Source organism: Psychrobacter aestuarii (genome assembly GCF_904846035.1).
Classification (GTDB): domain Bacteria; phylum Pseudomonadota; class Gammaproteobacteria; order Pseudomonadales; family Moraxellaceae; genus Psychrobacter; species Psychrobacter aestuarii.
This window is the reverse complement of the sequence record NZ_CAJGYT010000001.1, coordinates 2310805-2327467: the sequence shown is the minus strand read 5'-3', so window position 1 is coordinate 2327467 and position 16663 is coordinate 2310805. Positions and strand designations below refer to the sequence as shown.

Here is a 16663-nt window from a genome sequence, read left to right as displayed (position 1 = left end):
TTACCTTTTATTGAAGTAATAATTAGCAAGATCGAAGTCTTCTTTATTATCAATATCAATAGATGAAGCTCTATCCATGATATACGCATAAGATCCATCGCTGTAAATATTACTTAACCTTTCAACATACGACCTATCAATAATATAAATAGCACCATTTAGCCTATAAACCTTTTGAATGTCTTGTGTTCTCTTTAAGTTTATAGGGTCAATAAAACCATTCATAGAATTATCTTGATCAAGTGTATTACAAAATTCAAGAGGATGTTCCAGTTCACAAACTGATATTATGGCTCTGGCATTTTTAGAGAGCATTAACGATTTAGCTTCTTTTATATGCGTAGAAGTTCTCAGAGGTGATGTAGGCTGTAGAATAGTAACCGTTTTCACTTGCTGATCATATCTATTTTCATACCAATCTATCAAGTGAATAATGACGTCATTTGTTGTTGCAACATCAGTAGAAAGCTCTGGAGGTCTAATAAAAGGAATTTCTGCACCATACTCTTTAGAGATTTTTGCAATCTTTTTGCAGTCTGTACTAACGTAAACATGTTGAAATTGCTGGCTACTAATAGCGGCTTCGATAGTCCAAGCTATCAAAGGCTTTCCTGCTAATTTTCTTATATTCTTACCTGGCAGACGCTTACTTCCACCTCTTGCGGGAATAACAGCTATATTCATTAAAAAAGACCTTCTATATCTTGCTGCGCTTTGTGGTAGTCTGCCATTTGCCCAATATCTAGCCAATATTCATAATTTCTATAGATACCAACTTTTTCATTACTCCTAATTCTTTTTTCGAGCAAAGTAGGTAAGTCCAATTTGACATTCCTTTCTACAGAGCCAACACATTCTGGACTTAATACGTAGATACCCGTATTAATATGGTATCGATACGTGGGCTTCTCTACCATATTTGTTATAAGACCATCTTTACTTTCTACAACCCCAAATGAAACCGTATGCTCCACCTCTCTTACGCACATTGTTGCGTCCAAATTATGACTTTGGTGATAATTTAGCAGTTGCTTAAAATCTAATTTAGTTAATACATCACCATTCATCATTATTAATGGTAGTTTAGGAATATCTTGAGGAAGGAGTCCAAGAGCACCACCCGTTCCCAAAGGGCATTCCTCATGAATATATGTGATATTAACATTCCATTTACTACCATCCCCAAAATAATCATGAATTTTTTCAGGTATATAGTGTGTAGAAATATAAAAATTATAAAAACCAAGTTCAATAAATCTATCTATTAGATGTGCTAACATAGGTTTCTTACCCACGTTAAGCATAGGCTTGGGACATGTGTCTGTTAACGGACGCAAACGAGTACCAAATCCTCCTGCCATGATAAATACAGGATTATCAACTTTCGTCATCTTCTCGGACTGACTTAAGGTTTCAAGACCAACTACATAACCTTCATTGTCGATGACAGGTAAGGATAATAGACTATGGCTTTCCATCGTCTTCTTACGATGCTGTATACTACTACTCTCTTTTACTACGATTGGGGTTTTGTTCATTACCTCTATTACAGCGTCTTGCATACCCCACTGTGATAACAGCCCACGTCGAATATCACCATCTGTAACTGTACCGAGTAGTTTGTCCTCTGCATCACATACTAGTGCAATACGTAAAGCTGCTTTATTAATTGTTTGCATTGCTTCACGAATAGTAGTTTCTGGTCTTAAGATGACATCTTTCCATTGGTCCATATATGAGTCCTAACGAAGAATACGAATTTTAGCAGGAACTACCACTTGGTTTCTAAATATATCTCGAACAATCGAACATCCAGCACCTATAGTAGCTCCAGTGCCGACCTTAATACTCTGTATAATACTTGCTCCAGTACCGATATGCACATGATCTTCAGTAACCACATTACCACTTAATGTAGCTCCAGGAGCAATATGATTGTATGAACCTATACAGCAATCATGCTCAACAACTGCACCAGTATTAATCAACGTATTCATACCAATTTTTGCTCTTGACTGAATAATTGCTCCATGCATTACTTGCACACCTTCAGACAGCTGAGCATATTCTGATACTATTGCATAAGGAGAAATGACTGAAGCAAAGCAATATCCCATTTCTGAAAATAGTTCAAAAACTCTTGAGTTTAAGTCACTGTTCGGCATATTACCTATACCATTTACCAGCTCAACATCCTTTGATTTATACATATCCAAAAACACATCATCACTTTTGACATGTTTTATACCATATAAAGGACTATCTATATCTATATCGTTTGGAGAAACGACACAAATGATATTTTTTTTCTGCAATAATAAAATTTCTGCCAATACATTAGCGTGTCCCCCTGATCCTATCATTGCTAAATACTTAGACATTTATAAGATTCCCTTCACGGTAATCTTCTTTCGCGATTTCACCAAGTAACGACCAATAATTATAAGGTGATACGCCATTACCAGGACGCTTCACTGTTAAATTGCTTTCAGTAAATATATCACCTGCTTTGATATCTTGCGCAGCAACTAAGCTCTTACGTGCAACTATCTTATTTTTTATCTCAGATAACTGTGGACTCTTTACACCATTACCAAGAGCTTTTGTAACATTACGAATAGCTTTTACCATCTCATTTAGTTCTTCAGGTTCTAACGAAGCCTTATGGTCAGGTCCCTGCATTGACTTGTCTAAAGTAAAGTGCTTTTCGATTATACAAGCACCTAGTGCTGTTGCGGCTATAGGTATAACTATTCCAGCGCTATGATCTGAATAGCCAACAGTCAATTTGAAAGACGAAGATAGTGTTTTCATTGCGTTAAGGTTTATTTCAGCTATCGGTGCAGGATATTCTGTAGTGCAATGTAAGAGTGTAACTTTATTGCTAAGTGCATCTTGACCTTCTTCACTGACATAAGCCTCTTTAAAAGCTTCTTCACTAGGCTCTATACCATTTTTATTAACCAAGCCGAATGCTATAACACTTAGTGCAGATTCTACTTCAGATAGACTTGCCATACCTGTCGATACAATGAGGTCAAGCCCTGTTTTGGCATGCTCAAGCACAAATGGCGCATTCGTTAATTCACCAGAAGGAATTTTTAACGTCTTTAGCCCTAAATCATTTACTAGAAAATCTAGACTTTCCTTATCAAAAGCTGTTGATAGAAATTCAATTCCTATACTATTGCAGTATTCAGCCAGCTCTTTATAAGTATCATAACTCAGTTCTAGCTTTTTTAACATTTCAAACTGAGACTCGTCAATGCCTGTGTTTTTCATTTGATATTCTGCTTGCTGAGCATCTTTGGTAACTAAATGAGCCGCTTTAAAAGTTTGAAATTTTACAATGTCAGCACCTGCCGTATATGCAGCATCAATTAACTTAATAGCAAGCTCTTTACTACCATTATGATTGACGCCTGCCTCTGCTATGATTTTCACCATTATTAAACGTCTCCTAATATGTCATGAAAAGTTTTTACTTGATCTAAATTACTTGCTTTCAATTCATTTATAATTAACTCGCTTGCATTTCCTTGACCGTAGGGATTGGTCACGTGAGTTATATCACTTTCTAGTGCTATTCTAATTGTATCAACAATGTCATCTACGTTTGTAGAGCTCAAGAAAACACTTTCAGCACATAAACGCCCTTTTTGTCTTGACCCAATATTAACTGTGGGCACTTTAAATGATGGAACTTCAATAATACCGCTTGAGGAATTCCCTATAACTGCTGAAGCGTACTTTACTGCGCTTAGATAACGCAATTGACCTAGCGATGGTATTGATAAAACACGTTCTGGTTGATTTTTAGCGTATGATTCTAGGATAGGAATAATTTCCCTTCCTCCATCATCTGCATTCGGATAAGTTAATATAACTTGTAGATTGGGAAAATAATCTAAGGCAGCTAATAGGTTAGTGAAAGAATCTTTTGCTGGCTCATTCATTAAAGTCACTGGATGGTAAGTTACCAACAAAAAAGGTTTTTTTAGATTAAAGCCGAGTGAGTCTGATAATGCTTCTACTGACATAAATTGACTACGGTTTAAATGATCAAGACCTATTGCTCCAACATTATGTACTCGTATAGGTGCTTCACCTAACTGAATAACTCTATTACGATGCGTCTCACTAGATGTAAAGTGAAATAAACTTAATTTAGTAATAGCATGTCGAATTGCATCATCATATGCTCCTTCAGTTATTTCACCACCATGAATATGTGCGATAGGAATACGTAAAATCATAGCCGTCTGAGCAATAGCTAATGCTTCAAAACGATCTCCTAAAATTACTAATATATCAGGCTTCATACGTGCTAATGCGTCTGCAAAGCCTATAATACCTAAACCCATGCTTTTAGCTGTACCTATTGCAGAATCCGAAGATAGTAGCATTTCAATTTTTTCATTAATAACGAAACCATCATTTTCGATTTGCTTGTATGTCAGCCCAAATTCGGGAGATAAGTGCATAGCTCCTGCTATAATTTGTAAATCTAAATCTACATCCTCTTTTATATCTTTGAGAAGCCAATACAAAAGACCGTACTCAGCTCGTGTGCCTGTAAAGACTGCTATTTTACGCATATTAACTTCCCTTTTATACATCTCTTACTTTATACACACTTTAGTTTTGTTACATTTTGCTATCTAAATATCTTCCAGTTTCTTTATGTCCAAAGTCAGGAATCATTTTAAAAAATAAAGCCACAATATCCTCCTTGGTCCATTCTAGGCTACTTTTCATAGTATCTATTTTTTTCTCAAATTCTTCTATCAGTTGAGCATTAAATTCTGGATCATTTTTTATAACTCCTAACTTAGCAAAACGCTCCATATCAAGTGTTTCATTAATAGTAAAAAACTCTTCAAAATCTTTTTCACCTGTAGTATCACTACCTGAGAAAAAGCAAGCCCATTGCCCCTTTTTAGGTAAGACCTTAGACAGTTCACGTGATTCATCTTCATCAGAGCATAAAAAGGGTTCAAATCCTTTTTGCTTAAGATATTTTATAGCAATATCGGAAAATGAAATTAAATGCAAATCTTCGCTAAGTTTAGGAAAAAAGATATCACGGTTTTTACCAAAAATGCATGACATTAAACATAGCTCTCCAGATTCCTGCGGCGTTACAAAATATCTTTTTATATCATTTGGTGCCACTATAGGCTGCATTTTCTCTAATCTTTGATTAAAACCATGTAGCAAAGAACCATCAGAAAAAGCAACATTAGCAAAACGTGCTGTGGAAATATCTATTTCCAAGCTTCTACGCATTAGAAACATCTCCATAATTCTTTTCGATGCACCCATCATATTTACAGGATTAGCTGCTTTATCTGTAGATACACAAAAATATTTCTTTACGCCAGCATCGATACATTGTTTTAAAGTTTTTTCTGTATTGAATATATTTACATCTATCATACGCATGAGTGTATAAGGATCTTTTTCACTACGTACATGTTTTAATGCCGATAAGTTCAATACATAATCAAAATCGCCATCAGCTTTGAAAAAAGCATCATATTCTAAGGAACCTATATCAAGCGCAAAAGTTTGAAAATCCCCATCAATATAACCAAAAGAGCTACGAATATCTCTAACCAACTCTACCAAGTTATTTTCACTAATATCTACCACATGCAATTTTCTAGGATTTCTCTTAAAGATTTCCTTAACTACCGCTTGACCTATAGAGCCCGCACCACCTAAAACCAAAAATTTAGATGTAGAAACAATTTTCGAAAGCTCTTCTGAATTCTTTTTAATATCCTGTGAAAAAAGCTCTCTTTCTCGACCAATCAAATCTAAAATTGACAACATAAATAACCTACATTTTAAATAAAATTAAACCAAGGCATAGGATGGCGTTTATTCGCTATCCACCAAGTTAATAAAAAACGAATACACATTGATGTAGCAAATGCGATTGCCGCACCCTCTAAACCAAAGAATCTAACAAAAATAATAAGCAAGCCTAAATTCAGTACACCAGAACCAATAGATGCTGCTGATAGTAAGCCTGTTTTTTTAGAATAAAATATGTAGTTAGTAATCATTAAATACATACCTTGGAAACCCTGTCCCAATGCCAACCAACCAAAAACTTCACCTGCACGCGCGTATTCTTCTCCTGCTACAAGTGTCACTAATATGGGACCGATAATAAAAGCTATTGCTGCACCTAAAAATATAAGGAAAAACCAAATATAAGTAAATTTTACAATCTGTTTTTTCTCTTCTATATTATCATTCTTTAGCTTTTCAAAAAGCCATGGAACGTAAGCTTTATTAATCGCGTCAAAGACTACACCTATAGCTGATGTGATTTGGACAGCAACCATATATATACCTGCACTATCCAATCCTAACTCTTTATTAATAACAAACCTATCTACCGATACTAATAAAAATGCACCTGCCGTATGTGGTATTAATGGGACACCGAAACGAAGTGCTTCTATGAGATAGTCTTTTCTTATTCTTAGAATACTTAACAATTTATCTTTTTTTAATAAGACAATAGCAACAACTAAAAATACTAAGTGAGTAACAATCTGTGCATCTATTCTTCCTGAGGCACCCTGTAAAAGTACTACTACAAAGCTTAAAGAAAGCAAAACATTCATTAAACTCTGTGATATCTGCAGTATTCCATACTTAATGGATTGCTTTTGTACTTGCCACTGACCTAATCGAATCCTAATTATCACTGCACAGGTTGCTACTGGTACAGCCCATAAAACATATTTAGGCTGCACGCCGACCCATGAAGCAATTTGTTCATAAAAAGGAGCAAATAAAAGAAATATTACTAGTGAAAATCCCAGTATTAATTGTAAGCATGAGCCAATAAATTGTGCTAAATCATCGTGACTTACATCACCGTCATAGTATTTGCGTCCAGCAGCACCAACGAAAGTAACGCCAACAAAGGCACTTAGAGCACCTAATAAGGTCTGAAACATAGCTACTTCGCCATACTGAGTAGGGTTCAGGTATCTTGTCAGTACAGGAAGCAATAAAAAAGGTATAACACCATTGAGAATATTAGAGAATAAATAAACGCCTGCACCACTTACGAAACTGTTTTTCTTGATTATTCCCATGATATCAACATCTTTATCAACATATACTCAGCCATAGACTGCAAATTTATAGCAGACGCTATACGATAAAGCGTCTGCTATTGACTCTAGCTTAACGTTTTTATATACCATGGCATGGCTACTTCAATACCTTGGCTAATACGATACTCTGGTGCATAGCCCAGCAATGTATGGATCTTACTGATATCTGCCTGCGAATGACGTACATCACCCTCTCTAAAGTCGCGATATACCGCCGCTTTATCATAACTTACATTATTATCTTTAAGGGTATCTTTAATATAGTCAAACAGCGTATTCAATGTAGTGCGGTCACCCACAGCGACATTATAGACTTGATCTTTAGCATCTAGATTGGTCGTAGTTGCTGCCAAAATATTTGCCTGTACCGCATTCTCAATAAAATTAAAATCACGGCTGGTCTCACCATCACCATTAATAAAAATATCTTCGTCTTTGATCATTGCTGCCGTCCACTTCGGAATCACAGCAGCATAAGCGCCGTCTGGCGTTTGGCGCTTACCAAAGATATTAAAATATCGTAGACCAATGGTCTTAAACCCATAGGTGCGGGCAAACACTTCTGCATACAGCTCATTAACGTACTTTGTTACCGCATAAGGTGATAGCGGTTTGCCAATATTATCTTCAACCTTAGGCAGTGCTGGATGATCACCGTAGGTTGAGCTGCTTGCCGCATAGGTAAAGCTGGATACCTCTGCATCACGCGCTGCTGTCAACATGTTTAAAAATCCTGTGATATTCGCGCTATTGGTCGTAATCGGGTCTTTAATAGAGCGCGGCACAGAACCTAGCGCAGCTTGATGCAGTACGTAATCTACGCCAGTACAGGCTGTCTGGCAGTCTTCCAAGCTACGGATGTCACCTTCTATAAAACGAAAGTTCTGCCACTGCTCATCACTCACTTGTGACTGCACTTCATCCAAATTGTGCTGAAAACCTGTGGCAAAATTATCCAAGCCTACAACGGTTTGGTTAAGCTTTAGTAAGGTTTCAAGCAAATTTGAACCAATAAACCCAGCAACACCTGTAATCAGCCATGTTTTTTTATCAGTTAACAGTTCTTGTTTGACTTGTTCATACTTTGACATAATGCTTTCCAATCTTGATGTATGGATAATTTATAGACGAATATCAGTGTCATCTTTGGCAAACAGATACTTTAGGTCATATAAGACATGGTTATCACGACCTAGATCTCGAATAGCAGAAACGCCCATTTGTGCAAACTCTTTATGCGCAACCGCTAGAATGATGCCATCGTATTGACCATTACTTGGTGTAGAGATTGGTGCTATGCCGTACTCATGCTCAGCTTCGCTTGCGTCTACCCATGGGTCATAGACATCAACGTCGATATTGTATTCTTGCAGCTCATGTACGATATCAATAACTTTGGTATTGCGTACATCTGGGCAATTTTCTTTAAAGCTAAGACCCAAAATCAGTACTTTTGCACCCTCTACTTGAATACGCTTTTTGATCATGGTTTTGATAAGCTGCGTAGTCACGTATTCGCCCATGCCGTCATTGAGGCGACGACCTGCCAAGATGATTTCAGGGTTATAGCCGATGGCTTGTGCTTTATGGGTAAGGTAATATGGGTCAACACCGATACAGTGACCGCCGACCAGACCCGGACGGAACGGTAAAAAGTTCCATTTGGTGCCAGCTGCCTCTAATACTGCCTGAGTATCAATGCCCATCTTATTAAAGATAACGGCAAGCTCATTAATTAGGGCAATATTCACATCGCGCTGGGTATTTTCAATCACCTTTGCGGCTTCAGCAACCTTAATAGATGCGGCTTTATGCGTGCCTGCAGTAATGACTAGATTATATACGTCGTCTACCAAATCAGCGACTTCTGGCGTCGAACCTGCTGTCACTTTTAAGATATTGGTGACACGATGCTCTTTATCGCCTGGATTGATACGCTCTGGGCTATAGCCTGCATAAAAATCTTGATTAAAGGTTAAGCCTGACACTTTTTCTAATACAGGAATACATACTTCTTCAGTCGCACCAGGATACACGGTAGACTCATAAACAACGATATCACCTTGCTTCAATACGCCGCCGATTGCCTCCGATGCTTTTATAAGCGGTGTTAAGTCTGGCTGCTTATAGTCATCAATGGGTGTAGGCACAGTGACAATAAAGAAATTGCAGTCTTTTAGCGCATTGATATCAGAGCTGTAGCTAAGCTGTGTCGCCTCTGCCAGCTCTTCTTCACTAACCTCTAGGGTATGATCAACGCCTGATGACAACTCGTTAATACGCTGCGCATTGATATCAAAACCAATGACTGGACGATGCTTACCAAACTCTGCCGCCAATGGCAAGCCAACGTAACCTAAACCGATTACCGCAATTTTAATATCATCAATATGTAACATGCTTATTCCTCAAAAAATTATTACTCATTATTTAAAACTACATTGCTTATCAAGGTGTTATATTGTTTGTGCGTCGTCCTGCCGATAACCTACCACAAATGTTGTCAGTTGAGATTTTAGCCAGACAACATCATTCTCTTTCGCCCTATCAGGTGTATGCGTCAAGACTGCTTCAATATCTTGTAATGGGAAGCTGTGTTCCATCGCTTGCATGATAAGAGGGTGCTCAGTGGCTTCGATATTGTCGTCTCCGATAATCAGCTCTTCATACAGCTTTTCTCCAGGACGTAGACCAGTAAAGACAATCTCAATATCACCATTAGGATGACGCTCATCCTTGACTTCACAGCCACTAAGATGAATCATGCGCCGTGCCAAATCGACAATTTTGACGGGGTTACCCATATCTAAGACAAAGACTTCACCGCCTTTGGCCATCGCCCCTGCTTGTATCACTAGATTGGCGGCTTCTGGTATCGTCATGAAATAGCGTGTGACATCAGGATGAGTAACGGTGATAGGCAAACCTTGCTCAATCTGTTTGGTAAACACAGGTACCACTGAGCCAGATGAGCCAAGTACGTTACCAAAACGCACCATACTGATACAGGTTCTAGTGCTGACTTTACTCAGTCCTTGACAGGTCAGCTCAGCCAAACGCTTAGTGGCACCCATGACGTTGGTTGGACGCACTGCTTTATCAGTCGAAATAAGTACAAAGGTATCAACTTCGGCACGTATAGCGGCACGCGCGCAGTGATAGGTACCTTTGGTATTATTGATCAATCCTTCAAAAGGATTAAATTCTACGATAGGTACATGCTTATAAGCTGCCGCGTGATATACCGTCTGTATACTGTATTCCTGACACACGCGATACAACTTATCTTCATTAGTAACATTACCAATGAGAGCAATAATCTGAGTTTCTTGATAGTCAGGATTACGTTTCTGCTTAGCGAGTAATTCTTGATGAATACTATAAAGCGCAAACTCTGACAGCTCATAGAGCACCAAACACTGCGGCTTATTTTTGATGATTTGTCTGCACAGCTCGCTACCAATAGAGCCACCAGCACCCGTAACCAGTACGTTTTTCTTTGTGATGTTTCTAGCCAGCAGACACTCATCTGGCTCTACGGTTTGCCTATCCAGCACATCTAAAATATCAATCTTACGCATATGGCTGACAGTTACTTTTTCATCGGCAATCTCTTGTAAACTTGGCAACTCTTTTATTTTAATAGAGATATCAGCCAGTTTGTTAATAATCTGACGTTTACGTGCGCGACTAATAGAGGGAACCGCTAAAAAGACCTGGGCAACATGAAGCTCGTCAACGACTTCAATAAGATCTTGGGCAGCATAAATTCGTTTACCCAATATATAGGCACCCGTCAACTGCGGATCATCATCAACAAAGGCTACCACATTATATTTATGGGAATTTTTTAGTCCATCTAATAGCTTTTGTCCTGCATGCCCTGCACCATAAATAACAACATTATCAATCTCTGTCGCATCCTGTTGATGCTCGATACCGTTATTCTGCCAACGAGTTAACAGCTCCTTAATCGTCAAGCGGCTGTTCCAAAGCCAGATAAAAAATAGGAATAGAAACAGTATCGGTACTGAACGTGGCATAATTGGGAAGACGTCAAAATATAATATCGCCTCATACAATAAAATCAGTACAAAAAATAATTGTAGCACTTTACCCATTAACGCATCAAAAAACCCACGAGCAACGCCCTTATAGAATCCTATAATGTGTAAACCAACAACAGGTATCACAGCATACATGCATAGTGCTATAAAGGAAATATGCGCATCCATATAGCCAAAACGCAGTGACAAGGCAAAAAACAAACACAATACTGCCATGACAAAGTCAGCACTACTTAAGATAATTTTTTTGATAAGACGGGGTAAACCCAAAAGCTTACTGACCATATAATGCGTCCAACCCTTAGGCTTTCTGTTTTTTTGAGACCTCAGATCATTGTTCAGCTCAATATTCATACACTTAATACTCAGCAGATATTCTTATGTTTATTTATTGTTGCCATAAGCATAATTATAGTGATAACTATATTTACTCATTTTGGTCTGCTGTACATCGTTAAGTACAATGCCATCAACTCGAATATTAGCTTTACTCATTTGCCTAATAGCGTAATTGAGCTGGCCTTCAATAGACTTATCATAACGCGCAACCATAAGTACTTTATCAGCATATTGTGACAAAATGATGGGGTCAGAGGCTGCCAATACTGGCGGAGAGTCGATAATGATGTAGTCATAGTGCGTACTTAGCTGCTGCATAACCTCGTCAAAACGCTCACCTGTTAATAGCGATGCGGGGTTATGCGGCTGCTTCCCACGCGGCATAAAATCGATATGATCCATCGCCGTGGGGTGAATAGCACCTGCAATGTTGCTATCTGTTATCTGCTCATGGCTTAGCAACTCAGCCAAGCCATTGTCTGGCTCCATATTAAATAAGCGATGCATCTCACCCAAGCGCATATCTGCGTCCATCACCAGAATTTTCTTATTGAGCTGACCAAACACTTCCGCTAAGTTAGCAGAAATAAAAGACTTACCAACACCAGGACTTTCTCCTGAAATAAGCACAATTTTGGCACGATGTCCAAGCTTCCCCGTTTCTGGCATCCCAAACATCAAATAAGTACGCAAACTCTTAATCGCTTCATAGCTTAAGCTATTATTATCGATATAGGCGAGTAATCGATTGGGTGTGTCTTTCTTTTTCGCCAAACGCGACAGTGAGGGTGAGCGTGGGATTGTGGCAATAACCGGGATGCCAGTTTTCTCTTCAATACGTTCAGGATCTTTGACGGTATTTTTAAGTGCATTTTTAAGCAATACAACAATCACACCAAATAATGCTCCCAATATGAGGGCTATCATTATTATCAGATTTTTCTTAGGCGCGATTACTCTATATGTACTTATCGGCATATCAACGATACGTGCATAACCAATCTGACCCGCCTTAACGATTTTTAGCTGCTCATAGTTCTTAAGCATCGTCAGATAAATTTCGCGATTGATATTCATGTCTTCAGATAGCTGTAAAAACTGTCTTTGAACTTCAGGTAATTGCTCTACTCTATTGTCAATTTCACGCTTTCTATCATTGAGCACTTGCAACTGGTCATTGATTTGTATGACTTGAGGATGCTCTTCAGTATAGTAGGTTGTTAAATCTGCTTTTTTAAGTTTTAACTCATTAATTTGTGCGTCAATCTGTCCCTTTTCTGCTACAAGCATAGAGGCTTCTTGATTAACATCAATCGTGCCATTATTTTCACGAAAAGTATTGAATGCTGCTTCTGCAGTTTCAAGTTTTTGTTTCATATTTGGAATCTGTGATTCCATAAACTTGATAGTACGCGTCGTTTCTTCAGAGTTTCGTGATTGGTTTTGGTCAATATATGAGAGAATAATGTTTTTTAAGATAAGACTGATTTGTTCTTGATTCGGACCCGTTAAGGACAGCTGAATCATTCCTGTCTGCGCACCTGCTTCTGCAACAGTTAATGCTGAATTAATGGCATCTGTGGTATTTTGCAAAGATTGTTTGGTAATACTGATAGGATAGTTACCAGTTGGTAGTTCATTGACTTGAATTTCAATTGCACCATCTGTACCGCGGAATCGGTAAGGTTGACCTAGCTGGCCACGAAAATCATCAAAACCATCATTTAGAACAAAACCTTCACTTGTTTGGGATAATGTAAAGCGTCTATTAAGGTAGTCTTGTGATACTTCAAATTTACTGACTTGCACTTGACCATTATCTGTATCTAAAAACACACCTTCAGGCGAACTGAACTGTGTATTTGTCTTATTACTTTTGATTCTATCAAATGTACCTACATTAGGATCTCTTAATTGAATATCCAAGTGTAGACGATCCACGACAGGGCTAAGTACCATACGTGATTTTATCAATTGTGCCTCTGTTTGGGCTGGCCCTACAGATGATGTTACCAAGTCACTAGATTCAAGTGCAGAAGAAATACCTTGTGACTGCTCTTCAATCTGGATTAAAGCGTCAGATTTGTAAGTAGGGTTGACATAACGGCTGTATAAAACGCCAACCACAAGACCTAGTAATGCAAAAAGAACAATTATCTTCCAGCCACGCAATACTGAGAATGCTAGTGCCAGCAAATCAATATCATCGCTGCTTTTTTGAGTAGAGGTTTTTGACAAATTGTTTGAATCTGTATTCATAAATGTTCACTACTTAACTGATTTTATTAAACCACTGATCCAAACTATCAACGATGTCTTGTTTGGCAGTCTCAAATGCTGATTCGTCATGACCATAAGGGTCAGCCACATCTTTATCAATCCAGTGCCCGATTCTAAAGGTCTTACCACGGCAATGTGGCCATTGATCTTCAATCCATTTGGTTTGACTTTTTGACATGGTCAAAATCAAATCCGCTTTTTTGACCAAATCTTCATTGATTTGCTTGGCAACATGTCCGCTCATATCCACATCTTCATCTGCCATGACTTGCACAGACTTCTCATCTGCTCCGCTGCCCACAACGGCAGACAATCCTGCTGAGTCAATGTGCTTGTTAGGATAATGCTGTCTGAGTAGCACCTCGCCTATTGGACTGCGGCAGATATTGCCTACGCAAACCACCAATATGTTATTCATAAAAACCTACTTATAATGATGAAACGCTTCTGATGGCGGAAGTAGACGGTAGCAACGCACTCAGCACACGGTTCCAGCGCGCAAGACCTGTTGGATCCACATAGATGATATCGTTTGGCTGCATCTCAAAGCGATTGGCCAAGGCAAAACTGGTGATTTGCTGCATATCAACATAGTAAATGTCGGCCTGATTGGTACCAGGTTGATCTCGTACCACGTATATCTTAGCGGCATTTGCAGTATTCGGGTTTAGACCAGCAGACTCACCAATGACCTGAGCTAAACTTAAACCTTGCTCCAGAATAGGCACAGGTGCAACTTTACCGAACTCGCCGAGTACATACACTCTATTGATGTCTTTACTGTTGACATGAATAGAATCGCCGTCTCTTAGATAAATTTGATTGGCAGAAGCGCCCATTTGACGCAGTGCCTGGAAGCTGACTTGATAGCTTTGGCCATTACGATTGAGCGTAATATTGTCAGTGTCACCCTCTTCGGTAGCGCCACCTGCCATAGAAATGGCGGTATACAAAGAAACTGGGGCATCAGAGATATTAAACTCACCTGATTTTGCCACTTCACCGTCAATGAAGAAGCGATTACCACGGTAGTCGGTAACTTTAACCTGTGGGTCAGGATATTTTAAATAGCGCTGCAAACGACTGCGCAAATTGGCAGTAAATTGCGGCACGCTCATACCACTGGCTTTTATACGCCCGATAAGGGGAAATTGAATATAACCTTGTTGGTCAACAGGATAACCTGAAGCGCCTGCGCTGGTAATATCGGGATAACTGACCAAAGTAATGTTCAATACGTCTGATTGAGATATTTTATAGTCGACACGACCTGACGTGCGAAGCAGCTGCGCTAAATCGCGAGTCGATGCTGAATAGTTATTCACGCGCTTTGGCGGTAGATTCGCCAAACTGACCGGTTGCACTGTAAAACTGAGGCCGTTTTCGGCAACAAAAGAACCGCTTGGGGGCAAATCTCCAGACTGTAAACCTGCATTAATGGTTGTTGTCGCACAACCATAAAGTGTACTGCTTAGTAATATACATGCTGTACTCAGCAACTTTGTTGTCTGGCGCATAGAACATTGACCTCAATCATCACATACAACTGTCAAAAAATCCGAATCGGTCAATATTTAAAGTAAACATTGACCTACTTTTACGTTCTTAACATAAGTAAGCAGCATCATAACATAACTCATTCATGATTAAATAATAACCACTTTGAATTAACATAAAAATATATTTTATTACCGTTTATCTGTAAAAGCGTATGAACACATAAAGTAAGACATATGTAGGAACGTAACCAAACATTATGACATCACGACGCTTATTTGTATTTAAAAAATATGGCATAATACCTGCCGCAAAACAGCATATCAATCCATATGCCCTATTGCGCAACATGCGCGTTTTATACATTGCGAAATGTCAATTACCGATTCAAGGATATCGTTATGAAAGATGAGAAATTACAAAAAGCCCTTGCCCGTATGGGTCTTGGCTCACGTCGTCAAATTGAAGAGGTCATCAAAGCAGGACGTATTTCTATCAATGGCACACCTGCTACCATTGGTGATCGCGTCAGCCAAGGCGATGAAATCCGTGTCGATGGCCGCTTAATCAAATACACCTCAGAAAATGAAAAGCGCCGCCGCGTGCTTGCTTATTACAAGCCTGAAGGTGAAATTTGCTCAGCGCAAGACCCTGAGGGTCGCCCAACGGTATTTGACCGTCTGCCAAAACTCACCCACGACCGCTGGGTCATGGTCGGCCGCCTAGATATCAATTCAACCGGTCTTTTGCTATTTACCAATGATGGCGAAATGGCGCACCGCTTGATGCACCCATCGAACGAAATCGTACGTGAATATGCGGTACGTGTGCTCGGCGAAGTGACGCCAGAGATTGCGCGTACACTAACCGCAGGCGTGATGCTCGAAGACGGTATGGCGCAATTTGATGACATTAAAGAAGGGGGCGGCGAAGGTATCAATAAATGGTATCACGTCAAACTCAAAGAAGGTCGTAACCGCGAAGTGCGTCGTCTGTTTGAATCACAAGGCTTAAAAGTCAGCCGTCTATTAAGAACGCGCTACGGCTCAATCGCGCTACCCAAAGAGCTGCGCACAGGCCGCTTCTTGGAGCTGGACAAAAAAGAGATTCATACCCTAACCGACCTTGTGAATCTGCGTCCTCGTCACGGTACAGGCTTGCACGGCGCGGCCAAGCGCAAACAAGAGCGTATCAAAGACAAACCGCTAAAAGCACGTCGTACCAATCCAACAGGTCGCAGCGACCAGCGCAGCACTGACAACAAATCTGGCAGCCGCAAGCCGCAGCAATCACGTGGTCGTAAGCCGCAATAAGTTCAATTGTGGTAGACACACC

The 16663-nt window shown here is 39.4% G+C and carries 14 protein-coding genes; 1 reads left to right on the top strand and 13 read right to left on the bottom strand.

Annotated features, from left to right (window positions below; genetic code table 11):
- From JMW05_RS10005 to JMW05_RS09945, 13 genes are all read right to left on the bottom strand, one after another.
- Complete coding sequence (locus tag JMW05_RS10005; RefSeq protein ID WP_201505116.1) at positions 1-684, bottom strand: acylneuraminate cytidylyltransferase family protein; 684 nt, start codon at positions 682-684, stop codon at positions 1-3.
- Positions 684-1733 (bottom strand): nucleotidyltransferase family protein, encoded by a 1050-nt coding sequence (locus JMW05_RS10000; protein WP_201505115.1) that lies wholly within the window; start codon positions 1731-1733, stop codon positions 684-686. Before JMW05_RS10000 ends, JMW05_RS10005 begins: the two co-directional genes overlap by 1 nt.
- A 9-nt stretch (positions 1734-1742) precedes the next feature.
- A complete protein-coding gene (locus tag JMW05_RS09995; RefSeq protein ID WP_201505114.1) occupies positions 1743-2381 on the bottom strand; it encodes an acetyltransferase in 639 nt (212 codons plus the stop codon).
- On the bottom strand, positions 2374-3447 hold the full coding sequence (gene neuB, locus JMW05_RS09990; protein WP_201505113.1) for an N-acetylneuraminate synthase: 1074 nt from the start codon (positions 3445-3447) through the stop codon (positions 2374-2376). The genes JMW05_RS09995 and neuB overlap by 8 nt, the downstream gene beginning before the upstream one ends.
- Before the next feature lie 2 nt (positions 3448-3449).
- Positions 3450-4598, bottom strand: a complete 1149-nt coding sequence (gene neuC / locus JMW05_RS09985; protein ID WP_201505112.1) for a UDP-N-acetylglucosamine 2-epimerase — start codon at positions 4596-4598, stop codon at positions 3450-3452.
- A 49-nt stretch (positions 4599-4647) separates the two neighbouring features.
- Positions 4648-5838, bottom strand: a complete 1191-nt coding sequence (locus JMW05_RS09980; protein WP_201505111.1) for a UDP-N-acetylglucosamine 4,6-dehydratase — start codon at positions 5836-5838, stop codon at positions 4648-4650.
- Positions 5839-5852: 14 nt separating this feature from the next.
- Positions 5853-7124 carry a lipopolysaccharide biosynthesis protein gene (locus JMW05_RS09975; RefSeq protein ID WP_201505110.1) on the bottom strand — a complete coding sequence of 424 codons (1272 nt, stop codon included), beginning with the start codon at positions 7122-7124 and terminating at the stop codon, positions 5853-5855.
- 86 nt (positions 7125-7210) lie between these two features.
- The gene (locus tag JMW05_RS09970) at positions 7211-8236 is read right to left on the bottom strand and encodes an NAD-dependent epimerase/dehydratase family protein (protein WP_201505109.1); all 1026 of its coding nucleotides are present in this window, start codon (positions 8234-8236) and stop codon (positions 7211-7213) included.
- 30 nt (positions 8237-8266) lie between these two features.
- The gene (gene tviB / locus JMW05_RS09965) at positions 8267-9544 is read right to left on the bottom strand and encodes a Vi polysaccharide biosynthesis UDP-N-acetylglucosamine C-6 dehydrogenase TviB (protein ID WP_201505108.1); all 1278 of its coding nucleotides are present in this window, start codon (positions 9542-9544) and stop codon (positions 8267-8269) included.
- A 57-nt stretch (positions 9545-9601) separates the two neighbouring features.
- Positions 9602-11566 (bottom strand): polysaccharide biosynthesis protein, encoded by a 1965-nt coding sequence (locus tag JMW05_RS09960; protein WP_201505107.1) that lies wholly within the window; start codon positions 11564-11566, stop codon positions 9602-9604.
- A gap of 30 nt (positions 11567-11596) precedes the next feature.
- Positions 11597-13810: a polysaccharide biosynthesis tyrosine autokinase gene (locus JMW05_RS09955; RefSeq protein WP_201505106.1), complete on the bottom strand. Its 2214-nt coding sequence runs from the start codon at positions 13808-13810 to the stop codon at positions 11597-11599.
- Between the two features lie 13 nt (positions 13811-13823).
- Positions 13824-14249 carry a low molecular weight protein-tyrosine-phosphatase gene (locus tag JMW05_RS09950; protein ID WP_201505105.1) on the bottom strand — a complete coding sequence of 142 codons (426 nt, stop codon included), beginning with the start codon at positions 14247-14249 and terminating at the stop codon, positions 13824-13826.
- A gap of 10 nt (positions 14250-14259) precedes the next feature.
- Positions 14260-15348 carry a polysaccharide biosynthesis/export family protein gene (locus JMW05_RS09945; protein ID WP_201505104.1) on the bottom strand — a complete coding sequence of 363 codons (1089 nt, stop codon included), beginning with the start codon at positions 15346-15348 and terminating at the stop codon, positions 14260-14262.
- A gap of 381 nt (positions 15349-15729) precedes the next feature.
- On the opposite strand from JMW05_RS09945, the gene rluB reads away from it, so the two are divergent.
- Positions 15730-16641: a 23S rRNA pseudouridine(2605) synthase RluB gene (rluB, locus tag JMW05_RS09940; protein WP_201505103.1), complete on the top strand. Its 912-nt coding sequence runs from the start codon at positions 15730-15732 to the stop codon at positions 16639-16641.
- Positions 16642-16663: the final 22 nt, after the last annotated feature.

Bases quoted from the DNA above. Each gene is read 5' to 3' on its own strand.
- JMW05_RS10000 (WP_201505115.1), bottom strand. From the start codon at position 1,733: ATGGACCAATGGAAAGATGTCATCTTAAGACCAGAAACTACTATTCGT.
- JMW05_RS09955 (WP_201505106.1), bottom strand. From the start codon at position 13,810: ATGAATACAGATTCAAACAATTTGTCAAAAACCTCTACTCAAAAAAGC.
- JMW05_RS10005 (WP_201505116.1), bottom strand. From the start codon at position 684: ATGAATATAGCTGTTATTCCCGCAAGAGGTGGAAGTAAGCGTCTGCCA.
- JMW05_RS09995 (WP_201505114.1), bottom strand. From the start codon at position 2,381: ATGTCTAAGTATTTAGCAATGATAGGATCAGGGGGACACGCTAATGTA.
- JMW05_RS09950 (WP_201505105.1), bottom strand. From the start codon at position 14,249: ATGAATAACATATTGGTGGTTTGCGTAGGCAATATCTGCCGCAGTCCA.
- rluB (WP_201505103.1), top strand. From the start codon at position 15,730: ATGAAAGATGAGAAATTACAAAAAGCCCTTGCCCGTATGGGTCTTGGC.
- neuB (WP_201505113.1), bottom strand. From the start codon at position 3,447: ATGGTGAAAATCATAGCAGAGGCAGGCGTCAATCATAATGGTAGTAAA.
- JMW05_RS09960 (WP_201505107.1), bottom strand. From the start codon at position 11,566: ATGAATATTGAGCTGAACAATGATCTGAGGTCTCAAAAAAACAGAAAG.
- JMW05_RS09975 (WP_201505110.1), bottom strand. From the start codon at position 7,124: ATGGGAATAATCAAGAAAAACAGTTTCGTAAGTGGTGCAGGCGTTTAT.
- tviB (WP_201505108.1), bottom strand. From the start codon at position 9,544: ATGTTACATATTGATGATATTAAAATTGCGGTAATCGGTTTAGGTTAC.
- JMW05_RS09945 (WP_201505104.1), bottom strand. From the start codon at position 15,348: ATGCGCCAGACAACAAAGTTGCTGAGTACAGCATGTATATTACTAAGC.
- neuC (WP_201505112.1), bottom strand. From the start codon at position 4,598: ATGCGTAAAATAGCAGTCTTTACAGGCACACGAGCTGAGTACGGTCTT.
- JMW05_RS09970 (WP_201505109.1), bottom strand. From the start codon at position 8,236: ATGTCAAAGTATGAACAAGTCAAACAAGAACTGTTAACTGATAAAAAA.
- JMW05_RS09980 (WP_201505111.1), bottom strand. From the start codon at position 5,838: ATGTTGTCAATTTTAGATTTGATTGGTCGAGAAAGAGAGCTTTTTTCA.